This window comes from Pseudomonas sp. GD03842, from assembly GCF_029841165.1.
Taxonomy (GTDB): domain Bacteria; phylum Pseudomonadota; class Gammaproteobacteria; order Pseudomonadales; family Pseudomonadaceae; genus Aquipseudomonas.
Genome location: NZ_JAOCEA010000007.1, coordinates 224,640 through 249,964 on the forward strand (window position 1 = coordinate 224,640; position 25,325 = coordinate 249,964).

Consider the following 25,325-nt stretch of genomic DNA (forward strand, 5'->3'; position numbering starts at 1 on the left):
GCGCACACTTCAGGCCGGGTGGCTGATGAGCTTAAGCGCATGGCGAGCCATGACCAGATTTTCGTCAGTGGCAATAACCCAGGCGTTGACGCCATTGGCCTGAGAGGATGGGCGACTGGGGCCCCTGCGCTCCCCCCGGTCCGGTTGCAAGCCCAGCCATCGACATCCCTCCAGAATCCCCTGCCGGACCTGGGTGGCATGCTCACCTACCCCGCCTGTGAACACCAAAGCGTCGACGCCACCGAGGACCGCAGCCAGCATGCCGATCTCGCGCACCACGCTGCGGATAAATAAATCAATGGCCGCTCTCGCCTCGCAAGCCTCGCTGGCAAGCAGCTCCCGTACGTCACCGGAGATTCCGCCCGACACTCCCAACAACCCGCACCGGTCATAGAGCAGTCGTTCGAGTGCGGCGACGCTCATGCCTTTTTCGCGCATCAGATACAGCAAGATTCCGGGATCAATGCGACCAGGACGCGTCGCCATCAGCGCGCCGTCGAGGGTCGAGAAGCCCATGGTCGTGGCCCGGCTGACTCGGTTGATCATGCCGCACAGACTGGCGCCGCTGCCTAGATGCGCAACGATCGTGCGCCCAGCGGCAGCCCGAGGGTCGTATTGCGGCAACACACTGGCAATGTATTCGTAGGACAGACCGTGAAATCCGTAGCGACGCAAACCCTGGTTGGTGAACGACTGCGGCAGCCCGAACGATCTCTCCAGAGGGTCTAGGGTGTGATGAAAAGCCGTATCGAAACAGGCGTATTGCGCTAGGTCCGGATGCCTTTCGCTCAACCAGGCAACCGGCGCCAGGCATTGCGCTTGATGCAAGGGTGCGAGCGGCGTCAGTGCTCGCAGATCCGCCATGACTTCGGGATCGATACGCAATGCAGTGTCCTGGCGGTCGCCGCCGTGCACGACTCGATGGACCGCAGCCACTATGTCCCAGCCATGTTGAGCCTCGATCCATGACATGAGCCGCGACAGGTCGGCGTGGGACGATGACGCATCATCGACAGGCCATACCGCTACTTGCCGCAGCTCACTGTCTGGAGCGCCGAAGGTCAGATGATCGTGGTCCCGTTTGCGCGTGAAGGTGCCGTTTCCCAAACACTGAGGACCGGACCAGCGACTGACCGTGATGGGGTATAGCGAAAACTTGAACCCCGAGGATCCGGCATTCAAGACCAGCAGTGCACGCCTCGACGCTTGCGACATTCCACGCTCCCGCTCTAATGTCCGGCTCCTGAGCCGCCCGGATCGATCACGCTTGTGCAGACGAGCCAACCAGTGGTCAGTCTGCAGTGCGAAACCTTGAAGGTATTGATCTGGATCAGAAATCGCCCTCGGGGAAGGGGTAAACAGACAATCAGCGAGTCTGTGTTTCTCCCGACCGTGAGGGCTTCATCATGAGCGCAACGTCCGCCAAATCCGCCGCCGAACAAGTAGGCACAACCGACATCAACAGTCGGCATTGGATCGACCCGTTGAACGACGGCAGTCACGTGTTGATCAGGCCGCTTGAGGCGAAAGATCGGGACCGAGAGTTCGCCTTCATCAAGGGCCTGTCTCCCGAATCTCGGCATTTCCGGTTTCTGGGCACGATCAAAGAGCCCAGCGATTCGATGTTGAATCAATTGATGGACGTCGATTATCACCAACGTATGGCGTACGTCGCGCTGTTCATGGAAGGCGGTCAGTTACAGGAGATCGGCGTGGCCCGTTATGCCGCCGCACCCGGTGACCGCACTTGTGAATCGGCAGTGGTGGTCGCAGACCGTTGGCAGAACAAAGGACTCGGGAAACGCTTGATGGACCACTTGATCGACGCGGCCAAAGCCAATGGCTTCGAGTGCATGATCTCGATAGATTCAGCTGCCAATGCACACATGCGTCGGCTGGCCGACTGTCTGGGATTCGAATGCCACAAGGACCCCCTTGACGCGACCCAGGTGGTTTACCGCCTGAAACTGCACTGAGGCCCGGACCCTACGCGCCGCCTCCTGTAGGCAGCGCGTAATATCTGTGTTGGTCAGGCGCCCTGCTGGCGAGGATTGACCGTCAGCACGCTGCAGCGCATGTGCGCCGCCACTTGCTCGGTCGTGCTGCCGAGCAATCGGGTGACGTCATCGCGATGCACGGTCCCCATCACAACGACATCAATACCTTCGGCCTGGGCGAAGTCTTCTATGCAGCGCGCCGGGCGGCCCGTCATGAGGTGCCTGCGCTCCCAAGGCACGCCGAATCGTTGCGCCAGTTGTTCCATTGCCTGTTCTTGTTCCGCGTACAACGTCTCGGCCAGGCTCGACGAAAACCCTTTGTAACCTTGAGAGGCGAATGCGTACGAGAGATCGTAGGCATAGAGCATGTGTAATTCGGCCTCGCACTGGGCCGCCAGTTGTTCAGCAGCACGGATGATCGCGCCATTGATGTCATCGAATTGTTCATGGGGACGAAATGGATCGACCGCTGCCAGAATTTTTTGCGGTTTCGGATGGGTCACTTCCGCCACGAGGTGCAACGGTGTCGGACAATCGGCAAGCAACCGGAGGTCGAGCGACGTGAATATTGCGCGCGTGAGCCAGGACTGATGCTCCAGGTCTTTTATTACCATGGAAGGGTTCAACTCGCGGATATGGGTGAGGATTTCGTTCAGGAGTTGGTTGGCCCAGACGAACTCCGTTGTGACGGTGACACCCGAAGCACGAATCGATCTCGCCTCGTTTTCAAGCCATTGATGTTGTCGGTCCAGCCAAGCTTGCCGCAACAGAGCGAGCACGCTTTCGTTGACCAGACTGGCAGTGGCCAGTCCATCGGACTGACCAAATGCGACGATGTGCAGGGGCACATCCATCGCCTGCGCCAAGGCAGCGGCACGGTCGAATGCAGACGTTTTACGACTGGATGACGGAGCAATCAGCATGAGACGTTCAGCAGCGGACATGGAAGTACCTCCCCACTCGGGTTAAGCCTGGACTGTTATCGTCCCGGCGATTTTTCAAGGCAGGCCATACTATTATCCGAGCCCGTGCAGGCTGTTTGACTTAAATCAAACCGTGACGGTGTAACACTGAATTAACAAACTGTCTTTTCAGGTGGGGAACATCCGACTGCGGAGAATAATCAGCGCAGTTGACCGAACGAAGCGAGCAGCCTAGATATCCAAACGTGCGTACACCGCACTTCAAACGGATCTAAGTTGATGACGTGGTATACAGTTCCGCGCCGTATCCTCCCTTTTCACTTGCTGCAGCCACCACCTATCCGTAAAAACTGCACCTTATCTTTACGGTAAGAAGGACCGGTCCTATGCTGGATTTCTGATCCAATACCCAGGAGGACGAGTGATGCCTGCTCTACGACCCCTATCGAAAACCACCTGCTCGAGTTGTGGCGTCCGAGAGCTTTGCTTATCAGTGGGCATGACCAGCGAAGACAGCGAACGCTTGTCCAAAATCGTTCCGCAGCGAGTTCGCGTCCGAAAGGGGGCGGCGTTGTTTCATGCTGGAGACCCCCTGCGCGCCTTGTACGCCGTGCGTTTCGGCTTCTTTAAAACCACGCTTTCGTCGGAAGACGGTCGTGAACAGCTCACCGGCTTTTATATGGGCGGAGAGTTGTTGGGCGTCGACGGTATCAGTGACAACGTGCATGTGTGCGATGCAATCGCACTGGAGGACAGCGAAGTATGTCCGATTCAATTCAATCAACTTGAGAAGCTCGCCCGCGAACTTCCTTCTTTGCAACATAACCTTAACCGTATCCTGAGCCGCGAGATTGTTCGCGACCATGAAATGTTGTTGCTCATGGGCAATCTCAACGCCGAGGAGCGACTTGCTGCGTTCTTGCTTAATCTCTCCACGCGCATGTTTACGCGTGGTTATTCTCCGACGGCCTTTGTACTACGCATGACCCGCGAGGACATCGGCTCCTATCTTGGTTTACGTCTGGAGACCATCTGCAGAGCCATCGCCTATTTGCGCGACAAGGGCGTTGTCAGAGTTTCCGGCAGAGCGGTAGAGATCCTCGATATTGAGAAACTGCGTGCTATGGTCAACGGGTGTGCGCGGGACGCTAAACGAGGTTGATGCTGGCAGGACTTTCCGGAGACTTGACAATCAACATGCTGCAGGGTGCATGTCCCAGCAGCACCTCAGCGGTGTCGCCCATGCTGCGCACGCGGTCGTGGCGGCCGAGAGTACCCATGACCAACAAATCGAAACCGTCCTGGCGGGCGAAGCCGTCCACCACACTCAATGGCGTGCCAGAGATGAAATGCCGGTGGCGGCTGTCTATCCCATGGCCGTCGCACAGCAGATTGAACGATTCCTCGTGGGCGTCCGCCAGCGCTTCGCGAAAACCGGTTTCGATCGGCATCGAGCCCAGCCAAGGCATGCCCGCAGCGTAAATGGTCGCCCAGTCATAGACATAAATCACGTGCAGACTGGCCTGGCACATCGCAGCAAGGGAACTCGCGGCGCTCAAGATCTGATCGTTCAGACGCAAATCAATGTCCTCGCTGCGATACAGGTTGACCGCGGCAAGGATTTTCAGAGGCAAGCGATGCGGGCCAGGGCTCACGAACTGCAGCGGACACTTGCAATCGCGGATCAGGTGCCAGTCCAGGGGCGTTGAGAACAGCCGTTTCAACGTCGACTCATGGTGCACATCCTTGATCAGCATGGCCGGCTGCAGTCTCCTGACGCAGTCAATGATTTCCTGATAGGTGGGATCACTCCAGATCACTTCCACGCTGCAGTCCAGGCCCTGCTCGCGCTCGAAGGCTGCCTCTTGCTCCAGCCAGCGCCGATGGGTCTGCAGATAACCGTCACGTAAGGTGGGGACGGTGTCCTGGCTAAACAGTCCCAACAGCTCCAGCAGCCGTATGTAGTCCAGCGCAACGATCTGCAGGCTCATGCCACCAGCGCGAGCCAACGCGACTGCCCGTTCGAAGGCAGCAGTGCGCTCCATGCGGGATGACGCGATTAGCAACAAACGGGGCGACTCGTTCATGGCAACCTCAGACGTAGGTTAGAACCTGACACCGCCGTGCAAAGCCGTCGGCGGCGCATTCATGATCAGTGTGGAGATTGGCTCGGGCGTGGAATTGATGCAGATCATAATTTCCCCATGCAAGGCAGGCAGTCGGCAGGATGATCTGCGTCAACGTTTGTGGCCTCGCCGCGTCGCAGACTGATGAGGTCCGGGAGAACATGTCATGATCTTCGCCACCCTCATCAACTTTTTGATCATCACCAGCGCCGTCTTCGTTCACTACGAGTGCCTGCTGCGATTGAACCTGTTGATGCCGGCGCTAAACATCTGGCACCGATTCAGAGTGGTGTTCGGTGTATTGGGCGCCCTGGTGGCCCACGCCATCGAAGTGTGGATATTCGCATTGGGCTATTACCTGATGAACGCTTCCGACAGCATGGGCAAGCTGACGGGCAACCATGACGGCAGCTTTCTGGACTCGGTGTACTTTTCTTTCACCACCTTCACGACCATCGGTTTTGGCGACATAACTCCCATCGGCCCGCTGAAGTTTTTGACGGGACTGGAAGCCTTGACCGGCCTCGTGCTGATCACTTGGACGGCCTCCTTCCTTTTCATCGAAATGCAGAAGTATTGGAAGAAATGACCTACTGTGCATGTTGCCGGCACGACTCACAGGTGTTCCCGCGGTTAAGGAATCAGCACCGCAGCGCCCTGCAGATTGCCATTGCGTAGATCGTCGAGGGCCTGGTTAGCCTGCTGCAAGGGATAGGATCGGGTGTGAGTGGCAATGTCCATCGATGCGGCATACTGCAAGAACGTCACGCCGTCTTCCCGGGTGAGATTCGCGACCGACAGCAGCGAACGCTCCTCCCACAGCAAGCGATAGGCAAAGGCTGGAATGTCGCTCATGTGTATGCCTGCGCATACCACCCGCCCACCTTTGCGCACAGCCCTCAGCGCCACGGGAACCAATGCGCCGACAGGCGCGAAGATGATCGCCGCATCCAGCGGCTCCGGCCCGTGTTCATCCGAACCACCTGCCCAGATCGCCCCCAATTGTCGGGCGAACGTGCACGCCGCCACGTCACCTGGGCGGGTAAAGGCGAAGACCTCCCTTCCCTGCGCGATCGCCACTTGAATGATGATGTGAGCCGCGGCGCCGAAGCCATACAACCCCAGGCGTCTGCCGTGGCCTGCCATGCTCAGCGCTCGCCAGCCGATCAGCCCCGCGCACAGCAGTGGCGCAAGGGACTCGTCCGAGCCGCGCTCTCCGAGAGGGAAGACATAGCGCTGATGGGCAACGACCGCCGTGGCAAATCCCCCATCGAGGGTGTAACCGGTGAAGCCCGGATGGTCGCACAGATTCTCGTGCCCGCTCAGACAATAGGCACACGCGCCACATGTCAGTCCCAGCCAGGGCACGCCGACGCGCTGGCCGAGAGCCAACCCATTGGCGCCTCTACCCAACGCTGTGATGCGCCCAACGATTTCATGCCCTGGAATCAGCGGCAGATGGGGATGCGCAAGTTCGCCATCAACGACGTGCAAATCCGTTCGGCAAACGCCGCAAGCACCCACTTCGATCAAAACCTGATCATTGCCGGGCAGCCGGTCAGGCAATCGGGTGTACACCAGCGGGGTCCCAGGTGCGCGCAGCAACATGGCGTACATACGAAGCCTCCGAATGTTTCTGCTCGATGTTCGGCTCCAGCCGGCTCATACCTGCGCGTTTGGCGTTTCATCAGCTCGCGGGATAACGGTGAGCAGGCTGCTGGGTAAATGGTTGACCAGGTGTGCAGTGGTACTGCCCAGTAATCGGTTCATCCAATCACGGTGTGCGGTGCCCATAACGACGACGTCGATGTCGTGGTCGTTCATGAACGACTCGATCACCTGCACAGGATTTCCGGTGACAAGGTGCCTGCACTCTGCCGGTACGCCGAAAAGGTCGGCGAAAAAGCTAAACGCCCGTTGCTGGTTCTCATATAACTCATCCATGACCGCGTTCCGATATCCGGAACCTCCATCGAGGGAGTGGATATAGGACAAATCGTAGGCATGCAGCAGGTGCAACTGAGCATCGCACTGCTCGGCAAGGCGCAGAGCTGTGATGATGATCTGATCGTTCAGGTGTGCGAAATGATCGTCGACCCGAAACAGGTCCACGGCGGCCAGAATCTTGCGTGGAATGCCATGCCGCACGCTGGCGACCAAATGCACCGCGACCGGGCAATCATGCAGCAATCGTCTGTCCAACGAGGTAAAGAAGGCGCGTGACAGCCACGACTCGTGGTGCAGGTCTTTGATCACCAAGGTCGGATTGATACCTCGGACATGCGCGAGTATCTCGTCGAATGGCTTAGCCACCCAGACCACTTCTGTCGTGACTTGCACCCCCAGGTGTCTGATGCCATCGGCTTGCATCTCCAGCCAGTGACGATGCCTGTCCATGTAACCCTCGCGCATGACATGGATCGCCTCATCGTTGGCGAGCGCAGCTTTAGCGACGCCTTCGACGTAGTCGAACGCCACTATATGAAGAGAAGCCGATTTGACTTTTGCCAACGCAGCTGCGCGGTCGAAGGCTGGCGTGCGGTTCATCCGTGGTGGAGCAATGAGTAACAAGCGTTCGATCTCGGCCATCTCGCACCTCCTGACGGGATGATCCTCAGCACTCGCCGCGCCGAGGCACTGGATATATTGTTTCCGAGCTCGACTTGGCACGCTTGATATGGATCAGAGAATAACGTCAGCGCGAGGTTCACCGCAGAATACAGGCAGCGCTCGACCTGCACAGTCCCCAGCCAATGCGGCAGATCAGCAGATCTCCGGCACGATGGGACCTACCGATTTACCCGCGAATATCGACTGTCCCAAACGGCATACTGTCAAACCGCGACCACGTCACAGGACACTTGGTACAAGACATGCTCGGTCGTGCTGCCCAGCCACTTTTCAAGTCCCTTGGGCCGGACGCGCCCCATCACGACCATGTCGACCTCACGCTGTACGGCGAACTGGCTCAGTACGGAAACAGCGGGGCCGGCCACAAAATGCACATGATCCGCAGCGATGCCATGGCGGTCGCCCAGATCGCGGAGCGCTCGTTCCTCAGCCCTGTGCAACGCCCCCATCAGATCACCAAAACCTAAGGCATAGACATCAGCCAGATACCCCGCGAAGCGCTCGCATGCATACAACAGGTGCAAATCGGCGGCGCATTGCACCGCCAGGCTCAAGGCGTGTCGAATGATGCGATCATTCAGCTCCTCATCGGTTGAGGTGGCACTGGAAATATCTACCGCAGCCACGATTTTGCGCGGCAAAGCATGTTCCCAGCCACCCAGCAGATACACAGGGACGGAACTGTGGCGCAGCAGACGCCAATCCAGCGGGGTGAAAAAGGCCCGCTTGAGCATGGATTCATACTCGACGTCCTTGATCAGGAGATCGGGATTTTGCTCTTTCACGTAATCAAGCAAATCGTGCGGCAGGTCTTCGGCACAGATGAGCTCAGCGGTGACCGATAGACCACGATCAAGCAGGCGCTTCACCTGGATGTCGAGCCAGCGCTGATGGTCCTCAAGATAGGTCTTGAGGAGTTTTTCCCGCTCCTCCTTTTCAAGCAACGCCAGCATGCTCGAGCGTAATGCAAAGGCTGTGATATGCAGAGTTGCAGCGCATACCCTGGCCAGCGCCGCAGCATGTAGGATCGCCGGGGAATGGCGCAAATCTGGGTTAATGACCAACAACAATCGTTGATACTGGCTCATGATCATGCTCCTTGGTGAAGTCAGGATCTCGCTGGTTCGCAGGTCTGTCTGATCGATGTCCGTTTCTCCAATGCCTGCACTGTCTTGCGGTATTGGGGGAACTGATACAACACGCTTGAGCCACGTTGCTCAGTGAAGCGCTTGTGCAGATTGAACGCTGGAGCGCCATAAGCCTTCTCACAAAGCGGGCCAAGTCGCCCTTCACGAGACAGCAGTGGAAACTCATCGAAACCAAAGCCTGTGAACGCGAATGGCGTCAGCCCTGCCCTTATCCGCAGGACGGGCGCCTGATCGTTCAAGGCGAAATAGCCACCTTGATCACCCCGTCCCGCTGGTGGGCGAAGAGCTCATACGCTGCTTCGATCTGATCGAGTTTGAAACGGTGGGTAACCAGAGGGGCCAGGTCGACGGAGCCCGCTGCGACAACAGTCATCAGACGGCGCATACGCTCCTTGCCACCGGGGCAGAGGGTGCTGACGATGCTGTAATCCCCCAGCCCCGCAGCAAACCCGCCGAGGGGAATATTCAGATCCTGGGAATATACGCCCAGGCTAGACAGCCGTCCGCCTGGCCGCAGTGTCCGCAGCGCCCACTGGAATGTGGTCTGCGTACCCAACGCTTCAATCGACACATCGACGCCCCGACCATCGGTCAGTGCCAACACCTGCTCGACCACATCTGCGGTCTTGAAATCGATCACATCGGTCGCGCCCATTTTTCGCGCCACTTTGAGACGCTCGGTGACGGTGTCGATGCCGATGATGCGCGACGCCCCTCTCAACCGCGCACCCGCGACTGCACATAGCCCGATAGGACCTAAGGCGAAGACCGCCACCGTATCGCCAATGGTAATTTCACCGCGCTCGGCACCGGAAAAACCCGTAGACATGATGTCCGGACACATCAGCACTTGCTCATCGCTCAACGTGTCCGGTATGGCACAAAGATTGGCCATGGCATCTGGAATCCGCACGTATTCGGCCTGGCATCCATCGATCGTGTTGCCGAGCTTCCAGCCCCCCGCCGCCTTGAAGCCGTGTCGCGTTGCTGGACCATCCTGCGCCCCGCAACCGCAGAGACAGGCGTAACTGTGTCCGCTGGGTGTAATGGCCCCTGCGATCACACGTTGTCCTTCTGCGAAGCCTTTGACCTGACTGCCCAGACGCTCGATCACCCCGACAGGTTCATGACCGACGATCAGCCCAGGCACGACCGGGTACTCGCCCTTGAGGATATGCAGATCGGTGCCGCACAGCGTTGTCGTGGTAATGCGTACAAGGGCGTCGAGCGGTCCGACGTCAGGAATGGGTTTGTCTTCTAGGACGATGCGATTTTTTTCAACGAACACAGCGGCTTTCATCAGGCTCATACTGACCTCCTTGCCTTCGCATTCTCTGCTTGGGAATGATCAGTTTGCGCTGATGTGCAGCTCAGAACTTGATATTGGTCATACTCCGCACTGAAGAGACTTGATGGCGCAGACGGGACGTGTGTTGAGTACGTCCTGGCCTCGCAGCCAGCCCCTTCGGGCTTGGGCCACTCCAAAGTACAAATTGGAGAAATCAGCCACATCACGTGCATCGGAGCTGACGCTGATGAGTACACCTTCACTTTTTGCGTGCTGGCAATGGATATCAAAAAGATCCATCCGCTCAGGTTGTGCATTGAGTTCAAGACTACAGCCACGAGCAGCAGCGGCCCTGATAACTGCGTCCAGATCCAGGTCTACCGGCTCGCGCTTGTTGATGAGCCGGCAAAGCGGGTGTGCAAGGATAGAGAAATAAGGATGTTCAATAGCCTTCAAATAGCGCGCCGTCTGTTTGCTCCGTGACAGGTTGAAATGGGTGTGAACGGCTCCTATCACCACATCCAGGCGACTCAGGACATCATCAGGCAGGCCCAGACTACCGTCCTCGAGAATATCGACCTCAATGCCTTTGAGCAGTGTGACTCCGCCCATACGCGCGTTAAGGGCATCTATCTGATCGATCTGTTGGAGCAGACGCTCACGGATCAGACCGTGGGCCATCTGAAGCGAATGGAAATGGTCCGTGATCGCAAGATACTCCAACCCCGATTTTCGCGCGGCCAACGCCATTTCTTCGATACTGTTATCACCATCCGAGTCCAGCGTATGGACGTGCAGGTCACCTTTGAGGTCACCAAGTTCGACCAGTCTGGGTAACTGGCCAGCCAGCGCAGCCTGTATTTCACCTCGGTCCTCTCGTAATTCGGGCGCAATCCAGGGCAACTTCAGCGCTCGATAAACGTCGGCTTCGGAACGGCACGTGAAGGTTTCGTGGGCCCCGAACAGGCCGTACTCACTGAGTTTAAGACCGGCTTTGTGCGCCATTTTCCTGAGCGCAATATTGTGCAACTTGCTGCCGGTGAAATACACGAGCGCGGCCCCGTAAACGTCCGGGTTGATGACGCGCAGATCAACCTGCAAGCCCGATCTGAGCAAAACACTTGCCCGGGTATGCCCCTTCGTCAGTACAGTGGATACCGTCTCAAGCTGAATGAACCGTGCGATGACACCTACCTCCGGCCCAGCAGCCACCAGGATATCGATGTCGCCAACCGTGTCGCGCATGCGTCGCAGACTTCCTGCGACAGTGGCTTGCTCGACGCCCGGAATGCGGGCAATTTCTCGAATCAACCCCTGAGCCAGCGGAGCGACGTCAGCCAGCGGAAAGCGCCGATGCTTATTGAGTCCCCTCAGCGCTGAATTCAACAACTGTGCCTCTATCTTCCGGCCAAAACCGGTCAACTGGCGAATGCGGCCCTGTTGAGCGGCTTGGCACAACTGCTGAATGTTCTCGACGCCCAGTTCCTGATAAAGGCGGCCGACTCGCTTGGGGCCAAGACCTGCGATGGATAACAATTCGACCATCCCCGACGGCACCGTGGCACGCAAGCGTTGACGGAGAGCGCAGTCTCCGGTGGTGACGATTTCCCTGATCTTGCTGGCCAGATCATCACCAACACCCTGCAATTTGGGCAGCGGTTTTCCGCAGGCGATAAGCTGCCCCAAATCGATGTTCGTCTTTCGCACGGTACTTGCTGCATTACGATACGCGCGAACTCTGAAGGGATTGGCACCCTGAAGCTCCAGAAGGTCAGCCATCTCGTCGAAGTGAACCGCAATGACATCGTTGCCAGAATACTTTGGGTATAAAACACCGCGTAGCTGCGCCATGGATGAGCTCTTCTCGATAAGCCTGAAGAATCCTCTACCCCTGAATGGTCTGGTTTATTGACAAACCTCAACCAATCACCCACGAAGTCGCAGTGGAATAAGTCAGCAGTCCCCATGAGGCATGGGGTCAATCAATGTGCCGCGAACCGATCGGCCCCGTGCCGGAGCACCCGGCATAGCGCGTAACGCTGCTGAGAACGACCCACCTCAAGGGGATAACGTTCATGAACATGACCTCCCATCAATGGCTGGAAACACTCCATGGCAAGCAACCGTCCATCGACGTAGCTCATCTGCCACCTTTGCTACGCCAATACGCTGAACCGCTGCCGGAGATAGACACACCTGAATTCGGCCAGTTGTTCGACCGCTATGCCGACTCGCGGGTTGTAATGATTGGCGAGGCGACCCACGGCACTCGCGATTTCTATCTCGCCCGCGCTGCGATCACGCGACGGCTGATTGAACGGCACGGGTTCAATATCGTCGCTGCAGAGGCGGACTGGCCGGACGCCGGCCACGTCGATCAATACGTCCGAGGTCTAGCGCACTCGGCTTGGAAGCGCCACATCTTCAGCCGGTTCCCGACCTGGATGTGGCGTAACAGTGAAGTGAAGGCATTTACCCACTGGCTGCATGACTACAATCACTCACTGCAGCCCAGCCTTCGCGTCGAATTCCGCGGGTTGGATGTCTACAGCTTACGCAATTCCATACATGAGGTGCTGAGCTATCTTGATCGTGTCGACGCGAAGCAGGCCGGCGAAGCGAGACGCCGCTATGGCTGTCTGACACCGTGGCAGGATGACCCTTCGCTGTATGGCCATTTCGTCGAGCGTGACGGGGTAATGCCCTGTGAAGAAGGCGTCGTCGAGCAGCTCAATGTCATGCTGGCAGAGCAACTGACGGGACTCGTTCAGAACGACGAAGTGCTCTTCAATGCGACGCAAAATGCGCGGGTGGTGATGGCCGCTGAGCAGTACTACCGAGCGATCTACCGAGGGTCCACGACCTCGTGGAATCTGCGTGACAGGCACATGTTCGACACACTGCGTGCACTATTGGAACACCGCGGATCCGACGCCAGGGCTGTGGTCTGGGCTCACAATTCCCATATCGGCAACGCGGGTGCAACCGAGATGGGATGGAAGGGGCAGTTCAATATAGGTCAACTGGCCCGCCAAGCCTTTGGCAGGGATGTCGTGCTCATTGGCATGGCGACAGACCGCGGTCAAGTCGCCGCCGCCGATGACTGGGATGGCGAAATGCAGATCAAAGACGTTCTTGCGTCCCGACCAGACAGCTGGGAACACCAATTTCTCAAAGCCGGCGTCGCCGCATCTCTTACCGACTGGCGCAACCCGGGCCGAAACGCGCTGCGTGAGAGCCTTTGCATCCCGCTGCTCGCCCGCGCCATCGGGGTCATCTACCGCCCCGACACCGAACGCATGAGCCACTACTTTGAGTCGGTGTTGGCGGATCAGTTCGACGCAATGATCTGGTTTGAACAGACGCGGTCGGTAACCGCCCTGCCCCTTCCTGAATCCCAGCATATGGAGCCAGAAAATGAGCTTTACCCGTTTGGCGTATGAACATGCGGGCAAGCCTCTTTGCCAAGAGGCTGTGCACGATGATATCGAAGTCGAGAGCCGGTCGGATGGACACCTTCAAAGAGTTGCCTGGGCCTCTCTCATCCATGCGCGCTTGAGCAGCGCAATGACATCCTGATCGGAGACTTGAGGGAAATTCTGGTACCAGTAACCCACGGATATCAGCCATTGCGGCACCATCGGACAGATGACTTCGTTGACCTCCCCGCGGAGCACCTCAAGAGGTTCGAGTGCAGCCACAGGCACTGCTACGACGATGCGCGCAGGTGAATAAGTCCGTACCGCATGAACGGCGGCCATCATGGTGGCACCGGTGGCCATTCCGTCATCGATCAGGATCACGGTCTGGTCCTTGAGCTGCAACGGCGCCCGTCCCACTCGATAGACCTGCTCACGGCGCTGCAACTCCCCAGCCTCACGGTCCAACACCTCTTGAAGCTGACTGGCACCAACCTCATAGGCATGCAGCGCACCTTCATTAAGGATTTTCACTCCGCCACTGGCAATCGCGCCCATTGCGTACTCCTCATGTGACGGCACACCCAGTTTGCGAACCAGCATCACGTCGAGTCGAACGTTCAGCGCAGTGGCCACTTCATACGCCACGGGGACACCCCCACGCGGGAGTGCCAATACGACAACCGATGGTTGATGAGCGTAATGCAATAGCAGTGTGACCAAGCTTTGACCTGCAACAATGCGGTCAGCATAGAGCGTTTCATTTGAAGCAGACATGGTCATTGGACACCTCGCGCAATCTGGCAATGACGGTACGGGATCAGTGATGGCGGCTCATCCTGACCGAGACCAAACCCCGGGCTGCACAGGACAATTACAACATGCCATATGCGCTGCGACCTGAATTTGATACTTATCAAGCTCGCCCAAGCCCCATGGCATCAATCGCCGTTAATACGTCATGACGCGAAGGGCGCGTTCTCAGCGGGCTCTGATGCCGGTTCGGGAATCTCGGTCATGATGCCTTCGGTCAGCAGCACGACGCTGGCGACCGAGACCGCGTTTTCAAGTGCAATGCGCACCACTTTGACCGGGTCCACGATCCCGGCCTTGAACATGTCGACGTACTGGTTTGTCGCTGCATCGAAACCTTGGTTACCGGGCTCGTCCTGCATCCGGGCGACCACGACACCGCCATCTACCGCTGAGTTTTCTGCAATCACCCGCGCAGGCGTTTCCAGTGCTCGCAATACAATCTGCAGACCGGTGCGCACATCACCTTCGTGCCCGGCAAGTTTCGCCCGGACTGCCGACGTGGCTTTAAGCAACGCCAATCCGCCTCCGGCGACAATGCCTTCGGCAATCGCTGCCCGCGTGGCTGAAATCGCATCATCCAACGCGTCCTTGCGGATTTTCATCTCTGCTTCAGTGGGCGCACCGACGCGTATTACCGCGACACCTCCGGCCAGCCTGGCCAGCCTTTCCTGTAGTTTTTCACGATCATATTCGCTGCTGGTATTGTCGATCTGAGCGCGAATCTGTTGCTTGCGGGTGTTGATCGCCTCATCGCTTCCCGCACCACCGATCAGCGATGCACTGTCCTTTTGCACCATCACTCGATGAGCCCGACCCAACTGGTCCAGGGAAAACTGTTCAAGGCTGATACCCAGCTCATCCGCCGCGACGGTCGCGCCTGTCAGTACGGCGATGTCCTGCAACGTCTCCCTGCGCCTGTCGCCAAAACCGGGGGCTTTGATCGCCACCGCTTTCAAAACCCCGCGAATGTGATTGATGACCAACGTGCTCAATGCTTCGCCTTCTATGTCTTCGGCGATGAGCACCAGCGGTCTGCCGCTCTTGGCGGTCATGTCCAGTAACCTAGCAAGTCTTTCAGAATGCCGACCTTAGGGTCGCAAAGCAGCAGATCAGGCTCGTCGAGCTCAACCTGCATTTTTTCCAGATCGGTGACGAAATAGGGGGAGACAGAGCCGCGATCCAGACGCATCCCCTCCATGATCTCAACCACAGTCTCGATGGTTTTCGACTCCTCAATGCTCACGACACCGTCGACGCCGACTTTCCAGCGCATCGGCAAGCATCGCAGGAGCCAGCACTGTTGCCGTACTCGTGCCGTTGCCGACGGCATCACCCGGCGCCAAGCGGCCTCGCGCAGAATCTGGGCGCCCAGATTCCCTTCAGGATCAGGCAGATCAATCCTGTAAGCGAAGATGACGCCGTCATTGCATACAGTCGGACCGCCCCATTTGTTTTGCATGAGAATCGATTTGGATTCTGGCCCCAGTGTCACCCTGACCGCATTGGCCAACTGAGTCGCACCCGACAACACCTTCTCGCGGGCGGGTGCCAGCGTCCGACCATGGGTCACACCATCAGCTGACATTAATCAAACTGCCGGCGGGCTGTGGTGCTTCAATGGAGCGCTCCCTGAATCCGGTCGTTTCAGGTCAATGAACTGTTAGCCTGGGCAGATGCGCGTCGCAGGCTGGGAGGATGTTGTGACCAAATATCAGCACAGCCAGAAAAACAAGCTGTTCAAAACCAGATTCCATGACCCCTTCGCCTCACAACGTTTCACTGGCAGCGCGATATGCCCTGGATGCGAGGCGTTCTACTACTCAGGCAATTGGAAATGGCGACGGCCGGAAGCATTGACGCAGGCACCGCGCCAAGTCACCTGCCCCGCGTGCAGGCGCATCGCCGAGCACATGCCCGCGGGCGTCGTGACCCTTTCGGGTAAGTTCTGGGCGGTCCATCGCGACGCCATCAGCAATTTGGTCTACCACGCTGAAAAGCTGGAGAAATCCGAGCACGCCCTAGAACGATTAATGAGCGTCGAAGAGAAAAACGGTGAGCTGGTCGTCAGTACCACAGGCCTGCATTTGGCGGGCCGTATTGCCCACGCCCTGAGGGATGCATTCAAGGGAGAGGCGCATTATCACTACAATGATGACACCTTCTTCCTGAGCATCACGTGGCGACGTGACGATTGAGGAACTGTCCTTGGTTCAAGCACCGCTCGAGGAAGTATGTCCAGACGTCAGCGTAAGCGCAGCGTCTGAGCGGTGGTAGAACACCCGCTTGGTGAGCTCAGCCGCTGCTGCATAAAACAGGCTGACGGCCAATACCGCCAGCAGCAACTGCGCAGGGAGCGGGATCAGACCAAACCACTGGCCGACGACGCTATAAGGCAAGGCGACCGTTGCGGCGGCAATGGTCACTGCACTGATCAGCAGCAACCGTGCGGGTCTGCTGCGGTAAAAGGGTTTGTAAGTTCGAACGATGAAGATCGTCAGCAATTGGGTCAGCAGCGACTCGACGAACCAGCCGCTGCGAAACAGGTCAGGCGCGACTCCGACCATCAAGTACAGCACTCCGAAGGTCGCCATATCGAACACCGAACTGACCAGCCCGAAGACCACCATGAAGTTTCGGATATCAATCATGTTCCAGCGATGCGGAGTTCGCTCCCACTCGCGATCGACGTTGTCGCTGGCAATGCTCATGGAGGGAATGTCAGCCAGAAAGTTGTTCAGCAGAATCTGCTTGGCCAGCAACGGCAAGAACGGCAGAACGAGCGAAGCCAGCGCCATGCTCACCATGTTGCCGAAGTTGGCACTGGAAACAATCGAGAGGTATTTGAGCGTATTGGCAAACGTGTGACGTCCCTCTTCGATGCCCTCCCGAACGATGTTCAGGTCATGTTCCAAAAGGACGAAGTCCGCCGCCTGTTTCGCGACGTCCGCCGCGTGGTCCACGGAAATGCCGATATCCGCCGTCTGTAGAGCCGGCGCGTCGTTGATCCCGTCCCCCAGATAACCTACGACGTGCCCGGTTTTCTGGAGCGCTCGAATGATCCGCTCCTTCTGATTGGGATCGACTTCAGCGAACAAGGTCGTTGTCGGCGCAAGCCTCATCAGTGCCTCGTCCTTCATCTGCATCAATTGTGCGCCGGTGAGCATTTGCAAATCCGGCAGCCCCACCGCTTGGGCCACATGACGTGTGACCAGGTGGCTGTCGCCGCTAATGATCTTCACCTGCACGCCAAGGCGCTCCAGCGCGGTCAGGGTGTCGTTGATCTCGGGCTCCGGCGGATCGAAGAACAGCAGAAAACCGAGGAAAGTCAGGCCTGTCTCATCCTGCTTGCCGTAGTGCGGCTGCTCCGGCATCGCGCGGCTGGCGATACCCAATACGCGATAACCCTGCTCGCTCCATTGCGCGAACCGTTCTCCGATGGAAGCGAGCTCGGCGGCCCCCAAGGCACAGGTCTGCCCCCGGAACTGGGCGTGCGTGCACACTTGCAGCACCGTCTCGACCGCGCCCTTGGTGATCATCAGGCATCCCGTGTGCGGCACGTTACCCACGATGATGCTCAACCGCTTGCGCACGAAGTCATAGGGAATTTCGTCGCGCTTGACGATGCCAGGCCATACGTCGACGTCTTTGCCCGCCAGAGCGATGGCGTCATCTATGGCATTGCGCATTCCGGTTTGTAGCGTTGCATTGAGGGTGGCCAGCAATAACACGTGAGCGTCTGCGACACCCCAGACGTCGACGGCCCGGTCAAGCACCACCAAAGCACGGGTCAGAGTGCCAGTCTTGTCAGTGCACAGTACATCCATCGAACCCAGGTTCTCGATTGAATTGAGGTGACGCACGATCACCCCTTTGGCGGCCATGCGCTGGGCACCCTTGGCCAGCGTGATGCTCAAAATTGCCGGGAGCAGCTCTGGCGACATGCCGATCGACAATGCGATGGCGAACAGCAAAGTATCCAGTGGCGGGCGCTGCAGGAGGATGTTGGTACCCATCACGACAATCGTGATCACCAGCATGATGCGCAGCAGCAGACCGCCGAAATGGCGAAGACCGCGTTCGAATTCGGTTTCTGGGGGTCTTGATGACAGCGCATGGGCAATAGCCCCCATCTCGCTGTCCTCTGCATGGCGCGTTACCAACAGCCGAGCCGTTCCGCTACGCACTGAAGTCCCCATGAACACACAGTTACGACGATCGACCAGGCTGGAATCCGGTGCGCTTTGCCCGGGCATTTTTTCAACCGGAAAGGTCTCACCGGTGAGCAGACTTTCGCTGACGAAACAGTCCGTTGCCTCGATGATACGGCCATCCGCTGCGATCAGGCTGCCAGCACTCAGCAGCATGACATCGCCGGGCACCACTTCACTGGCAGGCACATCACGCGATTTGCCGTCTCTTACTACCGTCGCACGGGCCGCCACTTTATTGCGCAATTGCTCGACGGCCGTGCTGGCGCGGTTTTCGTACCAGGCACTGAGCACCGCGCTCAACGCCACGATGCACCAGACAATGGCGGCGTCCAGCCAGTCGCCGATGACCAGCGCAATAATCGCCCCGGTCATCAGGATCAAGACCAGCGGCGTCATGAGTTGCTTGAGCGCCAGCGACATGAATCCTTGCGGTCGTTGCTTGAATGGGTGGTTTGAAGGCTGTCGGCGCGCGCGGGCCTGTTCGTCGCTCAAACCTGAGGGGGCGCTGTTGCAGTCGATGAACAACTGCTCGATCGGACCGCTCCAGTAGTCGGCCTGAGGTTGAGTGCGCGTTGGCGACGCATCGTGCAGCCATTCGCGACGTGCCATCCAGAGGCCCGGTACCATAGGGAGCCAGAACGTCAATCCTCTGAACAGCAGAGTCGCGGACAAGGCCACGGCCAGATCCACGCCTGCCCAATGCAACGTGACGACCAGAACGCCTTCGAAGGCGCCAAGCCCTCCCGGCATGATGCCTACACTGCGTACGACACTGGCGACCATGAACCCGGCGAACAGCCCCAATGCGGGAGCGGATACCCCCAGCGCCAAGACCAGCAGCCACAGCGTGGCGCTGTCCAGCACGATGATCGCCAGCTCAAGGAGCGTGACGCGGAGCAACAACAGCCGACTCCGGGCCAGCCGCACATCGGCGCCTGTCAATAAGGCCAGCGCCTTGCTCACCAAGGCAAAACGCTGTCCTGGAACCCGCCTTGCCAATGATCGGTTACCCGCGAGTCTCGGTCCGGATAGCGCCAGAATCAACCCAACGCAGATGAAAGCCAGACAGGCCGCAACCAGGGGCGCAGAAGCATGGCCTTGCACCATCAGGATCAGAACGGCCACCCCGACCGACGCCACGTAAGCGAGAAAGTAGCCTGCCAGGTCTAGCGCCAGGCATGCCAATACCACCGGCCTGGGCAGGCCGAGCCTGATGAAGAATGCTACGACGGCGAACGCCCCGCTGATGCCTGACGAGGGCAAAGCCTGATCGACAAACAATTTCACCAGGCTGAGTCTGATCGCCGCCCAGCGGGTAAGCGCATGGCCTCCCTGTGCGAGCACGGTGCGAAAGATTTGCCCTTGGGCGACGTATGTCAGGCTTTGCGCCAGTACTGCGGCAATGAGCCAGAGCGGTTGGGCGTTCATGAAGAGGGTCATAAACGATTCGACGTCGCTCAAGTGCAAGGCCATTGCGATGACTGCGGCCAGCGTGGCCGCACCCAGCAACCAGGTGATCCAAAGGGCGGACCGGCTGAACGGCGGTTCTTCCAGCCGGTCGGTACCAGGAATCTCTGGACTGACAGTATCAGCAGCCATGCAGGCCTCCCAATGGACACCGTAAAGCCAGAATCATCGGCAATGGCGAGCGTGCGCGCTTGATGCACATCAGAAAACGTGAGGGTCTCTGGCCGGTGTACTACCCGGCACGTTCGGTCTTGTTGACCAAGAATTGATAAAACTCAATACGGCCGAGGTGCAGGCGCGTACAAAAACAGGCACCCGTGAAGGGAAATACGCCCATCTTCCTGCCAAGGAGACACTGCCATGAGTGACTTGAGCCTTCGCAAAAACATTCTGGACGAGCTTGAATTCCGCCCCGACATTAATCCCGCCCACATCGGCGTGACCGTCGAGAATGGCATCGTGACCCTCTCTGGCCATGTGACAACGTACGCCCAAAAAATCGCGACTGAGCGCGCCGTGAAAACCATGAAAGGAGTACGGGGCATCGCCGAAGAAATCGAGGTTCGCCCCGAGGGGACAATGAGGCCGACGGACGACATGATTGCAGCGCGCGCTGCGCATATCATCAGTTGGACCACCAACCTGCCGGAGGGCGCGATCAAGATCAAAGTCCAGGCCGGATGGGTCGACCTTGAAGGCAAGGTTGACTGGCAGTTCGAGAGAGACTCGATTCTGCGTGCAGTGCACAAAATAGAAGGTGTCGTGGGTGTCACCAACATGCTGACCCTGCGGCCGCGTCTGAGCGTCACGGATATCAAGCATCGCATTGAGCAAGCGCTCGAACGCCGTGCCGAGGTGGATGCCCAGCAAATCCGGGTTCAGGTCACAGGCGATGTCGTCACGCTCGAAGGTCAGGTGCATATGCTGCATGAGCGTGACGTGGTCGAGCGCGCCGTCTGGGCCGTCCCCGGGGTTCGCAAAATCGAAGATCACTTGAAGGTCGCTTGATCCGGATCTACGAAACACGGCAAAGGACTGCCGAGTTGCCTGCGCTCGAAACGTCCACCCCAGAAGGCCGTCTACAAAGGGCTGAAAAAACGCCCGAGCAAAGGGCATGGAGTTACCCCCGCGTGCGAAAGGCCACGGGGGTTTTTTTCCATTGCATGCATCCCCGCCCGTGTTTGTCCCCCTACGGTTGGCGGTCAACTTCTCGTCAGCGCGAGTCGAGCATGAACAGAAGTATTTTCGATCCCGCACTGTTGCTGATATCGTCCGCCGCGCTCGCTGTCGGGGCCATGATCAATGCGAGCGGCGACGTGGTGCTGTGCCACTGGATCTGGGCGTCGGCGTCCATCCTGATGGGCGTGGTACTCGCGGTTGAAGTCATCGCCGATCTGCTCAAAGGACAGATTGGCGTTGACCTGACCGCACTGCTGTCGATCGCCGGTGCGTTGTACTTCCTTCAATATCTGGTCGCTGCCGTTATTGCCGTCATGCTGGCTTCGGGACGTACGCTGGAGTACCTCAGTTCACAGCGCGCCGAGCGTGAGCTTAAACGCCTGATTGATCGTGCCCCCGCCTTCGCCTTGAAAAAGGACGGCGACACGCTCCGGCGTGTTTCGGTCGAAAGCATCATGCCTGCCGACACCATCATGGTCCGCATGGGCGATGTCATCCCTCTCGACGGCCAACTGCTGGCGCTCACGGCCACAATCGATGAGTCAGCGCTGACCGGCGAGCCCGTTCCCGTGGTGCATCATAGCGAAGAGATGCTCAACAGCGGGTGCGTCAACGCTGGCGAGTCCTTCGCCCTGCGAGTTACCCGTAGCGCGAAAGACAGTACGTACGCCGGCATCGTGCGTATGGCCGAAAGCGCCAAACGCTCACGCGCCCCCTTCATGCGCGCTGCGGATCGCTATGCGCTGCTATGGGTTCCCCTCACGCTGATACTTGCCAGTGGGGCCTGGCTAATTTCCAAAGACCCGCTTCGCGCGCTGGCCGTCATTGTTGTCTCAACGCCCTGCCCTTTGATTCTGGCCGCTCCAATTGCCCTGCTGTCAGGCATTTCGCGCTGTGCGCGACGGGGCATTCTGGTCAAGGATGGCGCCACACTCGAAACGCTCGCGCAGACCCGTCATATCCTGCTGGACAAAACCGGCACCCTGACCACTGGCCATGTGTCTGTACACAGCGTCGAAACATCGGGAGACATCAGCCGCGACGACCTGCTGCGCCTGGCCGCGTCGCTCGCCCAAGGCTCCTCCCATCCTGTTTCATCTGCGATCAGCACTGCTGCCGAGCGTGCCGGACAACCGTTGGGCACGCCGTCCATGCGAGAAGAGACCCCCGGCGCTGGCATCAGTGGGTACCTGGACGGCCACCGGATCAAATTGGGGACGCTGGCCTTTGTCAGCGGTGACGGCAACGCCTGGTCATCGACGCTGCTGATGCGTCTGGATTATCAGGGCCTGGGCGCGAGCTTCATCACGGTGGATGATGCGTTACAAGGCGCCATTCTTTTCGCGGATCCATTACGCCGAGAATCCGCCACCGCCGTACGCAATTTCAGGCACTTCGGCGCGCAAAGCGTCACCATGATCACGGGGGATCGGCTGGCCACTGCCCAATCGGTCGCCATCGCTGCCGGTGTGGACGAGGTCCAGGCAGACATGAGTCCTGAGGACAAAGTCAAGGCTGTGCAGAAAAGCCGAACCCAAGGCATCACGTTGATGATCGGCGACGGCATTAACGACGCTCCCGCACTTGCAGCGGCAGACGTCGGGGTGGCCATGGGGGCCAATGGCGCCGGCGCGGCGTCACAAGCTGCCGGTGTGGTGGTGTTACTCGACCGCCTGGATCGGGTGGCGGAGGCCTTGAAAATTGCCGGACGCTCCTGTCGTATCGCCCGCCAGAGCATGCTGGTCGGGATGGGCCTTTCTGCCGTCGCCATGCTGGTGGCCGCAGTCGGCTATCTGCCCCCTCTGGCGGGCGCGATCCTGCAGGAGATCATCGACGTCGGTGTGATCCTCAACGCACTGCGTGCGCTCGGTGCTCCGGGGTGGCTACCGACACCGGCGCTGGACGCTTTGCGGCTGCAGCAGATGGCCAGTGACCACACTGATCTGAAGCAGGTCCTGGAGAAGCTTGATCAGTTGAGTCATAACTTCCGGCGGTTGACACCCGAAACGGCCAGATCGGAACTGGGCGAGCTGACCGACTTGCTGGAGCGGCAACTCGTGCCCCATGAACGCGACGATGAAAGCAAGCTGCACCCTTACCTGATCGCCTATTTACGCGGGCACGACCCTTTGGCCCCGCTCAGCCATTCCCATCGAGAGATTTTCCGTCTGGTCAGGTTGCTATCACGCATGAGCGCCGGCCTTGCCAAGGACCCCAACGTTTTTGGGGTCGACGAAGTGCACGACACGCTGATTCGCCTGGACACCCTCGTCGCATTGCACTTTGCCCAGGAAGAAGAGCTTTACCAAAGCCTCGATCAGCGCTGATTGTTTAGCCCGCCTGAGTCGCCGGACACTCAAACAGGCAGCCCGGTCTCGACATCGATCACGCCTTCAAACGGATTATCGGCTGTGTGAGCGGCGGGGAGCCCGCGAACGGCGACACGTGACACTTTGGTTTTGGGAAGACGATGTGCCAGTGACCTCAGATGCACCTCGGCGTTATCGAGTGCCGCCTCCGTCCGTTGGCTCCAGTCATGGCGCAGGCGTTGCAGGTCGTCTTCCTTGAACGACAATTGGCACCACAGGTCGAGATCATGCCACTTACCCAGTGCCGCCTGGGTGGCCGCCATTGCCTGCACTGCCTCACGAGAAATGGGGGAAATGGACGGGAATGCTTCGATCAGATAACGCACCCGCTTGAGTGTCGACCTCAAGCGGTGCCGATCAAAGCCCGGCGTTTCAATGGCATGTTCTAGACGTTTCAGTTGCTTGCAAACAGCGCGCTGAATCCTGATCTTCATACGGTGGCTGCCCCGCTCGTTTTCAACGGCACGCACTGCCTCGGGGCAATCATCCAGCGCAGTTAGCAACGTCGGGATCACCGAGCTGCGCTTTACCCGGGAGTAAAGCGCGTGCAAGGCAGCCTGTCGCGTGATCGCTTGTCGTGCCTGCCCGTGGCGTTTGAGTTCCGCGATGAGCACTTCCAGATCGCGCGCACGGGTCGTCAGGTTGGCAACCGCAGCGGCAGCCTGGTCGAGCGACGCGATTTCAGAAGACGCACGCAACGGGCGCAACACACTCCTGAGGCGTCTGACATCGATACGCAAATCATGTAGCGCTTCCGAATCGGTTGACTCTTTCACGCGCACGAAGTCGTGATAGAGCCTGACCTGCAAACTCAGAATACGGAAAACAAGACGATCGGCGGTGTTCATGGCTCAGGTTCTCGCGGGGCTTGTGACGACCAAAGGGGCGCATGCAATTATTCATTTGTTCGCCCCCAGGCTCGCCAGGTAAAGGGCGACCATTTCAGCCGCGGCAGGCGGCAGCAAATGGCTGGATGAAACGCTGCCTTGCGCAGCGGCAAGCACTTCAAGCCGTTGACTCAGGTACCGAGCATGTTGCCCGGCAAGACGAGGGATACTGCCGCTCCCCTGCGCTTGCGCACCGTGACAGGAAGCGCAGCCAGGTACGCTTATGTTTGGCAACCCGCTGCGGTAAATTGCTTCGCCGACGGTATGCTCGCCGTCACCTTGGGCAGTCATGGGCGGCTGCTCAGAGAAATACTCGCTCAACTCATCAATCTGGCCATCGGTGAGTTGCGCGAACTGGCGCATATACCGGGCACTGAACTCGCCCAGATGCTCATGCCCCCTGAAACGGGTCAACTGCTTGGTCAGGTATGCCTTCTGTTGTCCGGCCAGCTTCGGAACCTCTTGGGCGATGGACTGGCCTGTCACCCCATGGCAGAACGAGCAGACTTCATCGGCCACAAGGGCACCAGGAGGCGATATTGGCGGTTGTTCGGCAGGTGTACAGCTCAGGAGAATGGCGGCGCTGCACAACCCCGACACCTGCCAGCACGCACGCAATAGCATCGGCATTGGCGCTTTGAAAACAACGCGCGTGACCATGTGCGGCCCTCCCGCCAGTATTGAGTGTGAGCGTGACCACTGCGCCTTGAGCGCGCTTGACCTGCATCAAGGTTTACGCACTTCGATACGGTGTGGCCATGGCTGCCGCGCATCGATGATGACGTCGGATCGGTAGAGAAAGAGAGTTGATAAAACTCAATACCGGAACCTCGCGCCGGCGTTGAACTACAGGCTCCACCATCA

19 protein-coding genes and 1 pseudogene are annotated in these 25,325 nt (G+C 58.6%); 7 read left to right on the plus strand and 13 right to left on the minus strand.

Translation table 11 applies throughout. From position 1 onward, the window contains the following. Positions 1-9: 9 nt before the first annotated feature. Positions 10-1,215: a propionate kinase gene (locus N5D61_RS12580; protein WP_279893007.1), complete on the minus strand. Its 1,206-nt coding sequence runs from the start codon at positions 1,213-1,215 to the stop codon at positions 10-12. Positions 1,216-1,406: 191 nt separating this feature from the next. On the opposite strand from N5D61_RS12580, the gene N5D61_RS12585 reads away from it, so the two are divergent. Next, complete coding sequence (locus N5D61_RS12585) at positions 1,407-1,976, plus strand: GNAT family N-acetyltransferase (RefSeq protein ID WP_279893010.1); 570 nt, start codon at positions 1,407-1,409, stop codon at positions 1,974-1,976. Positions 1,977-2,029: 53 nt separating this feature from the next. Here N5D61_RS12585 and N5D61_RS12590 read toward each other — a convergent pair whose 3' ends face one another. After that, entirely contained in the window at positions 2,030-2,941 is a 912-nt protein-coding gene (locus tag N5D61_RS12590) for a universal stress protein (protein ID WP_256600847.1), read from the minus strand. A gap of 403 nt (positions 2,942-3,344) precedes the next feature. Here N5D61_RS12590 and N5D61_RS12595 point away from each other — a divergent pair, with 403 nt between their 5' ends. Next, positions 3,345-4,082 (plus strand): helix-turn-helix domain-containing protein, encoded by a 738-nt coding sequence (locus N5D61_RS12595; protein ID WP_279893012.1) that lies wholly within the window; start codon positions 3,345-3,347, stop codon positions 4,080-4,082. Here the strand turns inward: N5D61_RS12595 and N5D61_RS12600 are convergent. Continuing rightward, the gene (locus N5D61_RS12600; protein WP_279893013.1) at positions 4,069-5,007 is read right to left on the minus strand and encodes a universal stress protein; all 939 of its coding nucleotides are present in this window, start codon (positions 5,005-5,007) and stop codon (positions 4,069-4,071) included. The genes N5D61_RS12595 and N5D61_RS12600 overlap by 14 nt on opposite strands. Before the next feature lie 205 nt (positions 5,008-5,212). Here N5D61_RS12600 and N5D61_RS12605 point away from each other — a divergent pair, with 205 nt between their 5' ends. Further along, positions 5,213-5,635: a potassium channel family protein gene (locus tag N5D61_RS12605; protein ID WP_279893015.1), complete on the plus strand. Its 423-nt coding sequence runs from the start codon at positions 5,213-5,215 to the stop codon at positions 5,633-5,635. 44 nt (positions 5,636-5,679) lie between these two features. Here the strand turns inward: N5D61_RS12605 and N5D61_RS12610 are convergent, their stop codons facing one another. From N5D61_RS12610 to polX, 5 genes are all read right to left on the minus strand, one after another. Then, complete coding sequence (locus tag N5D61_RS12610) at positions 5,680-6,663, minus strand: zinc-dependent alcohol dehydrogenase family protein (RefSeq protein ID WP_279893016.1); 984 nt, start codon at positions 6,661-6,663, stop codon at positions 5,680-5,682. Positions 6,664-6,708: 45 nt separating this feature from the next. Next, a complete protein-coding gene (locus tag N5D61_RS12615) occupies positions 6,709-7,635 on the minus strand; it encodes a universal stress protein (protein ID WP_279893019.1) in 927 nt (308 codons plus the stop codon). Positions 7,636-7,880: 245 nt separating this feature from the next. Continuing rightward, positions 7,881-8,765 (minus strand): universal stress protein, encoded by an 885-nt coding sequence (locus N5D61_RS12620; protein WP_279893021.1) that lies wholly within the window; start codon positions 8,763-8,765, stop codon positions 7,881-7,883. A 295-nt stretch (positions 8,766-9,060) separates the two neighbouring features. Next, the gene (locus N5D61_RS12625) at positions 9,061-10,134 is read right to left on the minus strand and encodes an NAD(P)-dependent alcohol dehydrogenase (protein WP_279893023.1); all 1,074 of its coding nucleotides are present in this window, start codon (positions 10,132-10,134) and stop codon (positions 9,061-9,063) included. Positions 10,135-10,212: 78 nt separating this feature from the next. Further along, on the minus strand, positions 10,213-11,964 hold the full coding sequence (gene polX, locus N5D61_RS12630) for a DNA polymerase/3'-5' exonuclease PolX (RefSeq protein ID WP_279893024.1): 1,752 nt from the start codon (positions 11,962-11,964) through the stop codon (positions 10,213-10,215). Positions 11,965-12,188: 224 nt separating this feature from the next. Between polX and N5D61_RS12635 the strand changes: the two genes are divergently transcribed. Then, the gene (locus tag N5D61_RS12635) at positions 12,189-13,556 is read left to right on the plus strand and encodes an erythromycin esterase family protein (protein WP_279893025.1); all 1,368 of its coding nucleotides are present in this window, start codon (positions 12,189-12,191) and stop codon (positions 13,554-13,556) included. 75 nt (positions 13,557-13,631) lie between these two features. Here the strand turns inward: N5D61_RS12635 and N5D61_RS12640 are convergent, their stop codons facing one another. Together N5D61_RS12640 and N5D61_RS12645 are read right to left on the minus strand one after the other, a co-directional pair. Next, on the minus strand, positions 13,632-14,315 hold the full coding sequence (locus N5D61_RS12640) for a phosphoribosyltransferase family protein (protein WP_108239637.1): 684 nt from the start codon (positions 14,313-14,315) through the stop codon (positions 13,632-13,634). A gap of 176 nt (positions 14,316-14,491) precedes the next feature. Next, positions 14,492-15,933, minus strand: a pseudogene (locus N5D61_RS12645) (molecular chaperone GroEL). An 88-nt stretch (positions 15,934-16,021) separates the two neighbouring features. Here N5D61_RS12645 and N5D61_RS12650 point away from each other — a divergent pair. Then, a complete protein-coding gene (locus N5D61_RS12650; protein WP_256600851.1) occupies positions 16,022-16,543 on the plus strand; it encodes a BCAM0308 family protein in 522 nt (173 codons plus the stop codon). 15 nt (positions 16,544-16,558) lie between these two features. Here the strand turns inward: N5D61_RS12650 and mgtA are convergent, their stop codons facing one another. Then, the gene (gene mgtA, locus N5D61_RS12655; protein WP_279893027.1) at positions 16,559-20,158 is read right to left on the minus strand and encodes a magnesium-translocating P-type ATPase; all 3,600 of its coding nucleotides are present in this window, start codon (positions 20,156-20,158) and stop codon (positions 16,559-16,561) included. Between the two features lie 228 nt (positions 20,159-20,386). Between mgtA and N5D61_RS12660 the strand changes: the two genes are divergently transcribed. Beyond that, positions 20,387-21,034, plus strand: a complete 648-nt coding sequence (locus N5D61_RS12660) for a BON domain-containing protein (protein ID WP_108239635.1) — start codon at positions 20,387-20,389, stop codon at positions 21,032-21,034. A gap of 221 nt (positions 21,035-21,255) precedes the next feature. Continuing rightward, the gene (locus tag N5D61_RS12665; RefSeq protein WP_279893029.1) at positions 21,256-23,532 is read left to right on the plus strand and encodes a heavy metal translocating P-type ATPase; all 2,277 of its coding nucleotides are present in this window, start codon (positions 21,256-21,258) and stop codon (positions 23,530-23,532) included. A gap of 29 nt (positions 23,533-23,561) precedes the next feature. Here the strand turns inward: N5D61_RS12665 and N5D61_RS12670 are convergent, their stop codons facing one another. Both N5D61_RS12670 and N5D61_RS12675 read right to left on the minus strand, forming a co-directional pair. Next, positions 23,562-24,422: a CHAD domain-containing protein gene (locus tag N5D61_RS12670; protein ID WP_279893030.1), complete on the minus strand. Its 861-nt coding sequence runs from the start codon at positions 24,420-24,422 to the stop codon at positions 23,562-23,564. A gap of 51 nt (positions 24,423-24,473) precedes the next feature. Next, complete coding sequence (locus tag N5D61_RS12675; RefSeq protein ID WP_279893031.1) at positions 24,474-25,121, minus strand: c-type cytochrome; 648 nt, start codon at positions 25,119-25,121, stop codon at positions 24,474-24,476. Between the last annotated feature and the right edge of the window lie 204 nt (positions 25,122-25,325).

Coding starts and splice junctions, on each gene's coding strand:
- N5D61_RS12670 (WP_279893030.1), bottom strand. CDS start 24,422: ATGAACACCGCCGATCGTCTTGTTTTCCGTATTCTGAGTTTGCAGGTC.
- N5D61_RS12600 (WP_279893013.1), bottom strand. CDS start 5,007: ATGAACGAGTCGCCCCGTTTGTTGCTAATCGCGTCATCCCGCATGGAG.
- mgtA (WP_279893027.1), bottom strand. CDS start 20,158: ATGGCTGCTGATACTGTCAGTCCAGAGATTCCTGGTACCGACCGGCTG.
- N5D61_RS12665 (WP_279893029.1), top strand. CDS start 21,256: ATGAACAGAAGTATTTTCGATCCCGCACTGTTGCTGATATCGTCCGCC.
- N5D61_RS12580 (WP_279893007.1), bottom strand. CDS start 1,215: ATGTCGCAAGCGTCGAGGCGTGCACTGCTGGTCTTGAATGCCGGATCC.
- N5D61_RS12610 (WP_279893016.1), bottom strand. CDS start 6,663: ATGTACGCCATGTTGCTGCGCGCACCTGGGACCCCGCTGGTGTACACC.
- N5D61_RS12595 (WP_279893012.1), top strand. CDS start 3,345: ATGCCTGCTCTACGACCCCTATCGAAAACCACCTGCTCGAGTTGTGGC.
- N5D61_RS12605 (WP_279893015.1), top strand. CDS start 5,213: ATGATCTTCGCCACCCTCATCAACTTTTTGATCATCACCAGCGCCGTC.
- N5D61_RS12650 (WP_256600851.1), top strand. CDS start 16,022: ATGCGCGTCGCAGGCTGGGAGGATGTTGTGACCAAATATCAGCACAGC.
- N5D61_RS12660 (WP_108239635.1), top strand. CDS start 20,387: ATGAGTGACTTGAGCCTTCGCAAAAACATTCTGGACGAGCTTGAATTC.
- N5D61_RS12620 (WP_279893021.1), bottom strand. CDS start 8,765: ATGAGCCAGTATCAACGATTGTTGTTGGTCATTAACCCAGATTTGCGC.
- N5D61_RS12635 (WP_279893025.1), top strand. CDS start 12,189: ATGAACATGACCTCCCATCAATGGCTGGAAACACTCCATGGCAAGCAA.
- N5D61_RS12625 (WP_279893023.1), bottom strand. CDS start 10,134: ATGAGCCTGATGAAAGCCGCTGTGTTCGTTGAAAAAAATCGCATCGTC.
- N5D61_RS12640 (WP_108239637.1), bottom strand. CDS start 14,315: ATGACCATGTCTGCTTCAAATGAAACGCTCTATGCTGACCGCATTGTT.
- polX (WP_279893024.1), bottom strand. CDS start 11,964: ATGGCGCAGCTACGCGGTGTTTTATACCCAAAGTATTCTGGCAACGAT.
- N5D61_RS12585 (WP_279893010.1), top strand. CDS start 1,407: ATGAGCGCAACGTCCGCCAAATCCGCCGCCGAACAAGTAGGCACAACC.
- N5D61_RS12675 (WP_279893031.1), bottom strand. CDS start 25,121: ATGGTCACGCGCGTTGTTTTCAAAGCGCCAATGCCGATGCTATTGCGT.
- N5D61_RS12590 (WP_256600847.1), bottom strand. CDS start 2,941: ATGTCCGCTGCTGAACGTCTCATGCTGATTGCTCCGTCATCCAGTCGT.
- N5D61_RS12615 (WP_279893019.1), bottom strand. CDS start 7,635: ATGGCCGAGATCGAACGCTTGTTACTCATTGCTCCACCACGGATGAAC.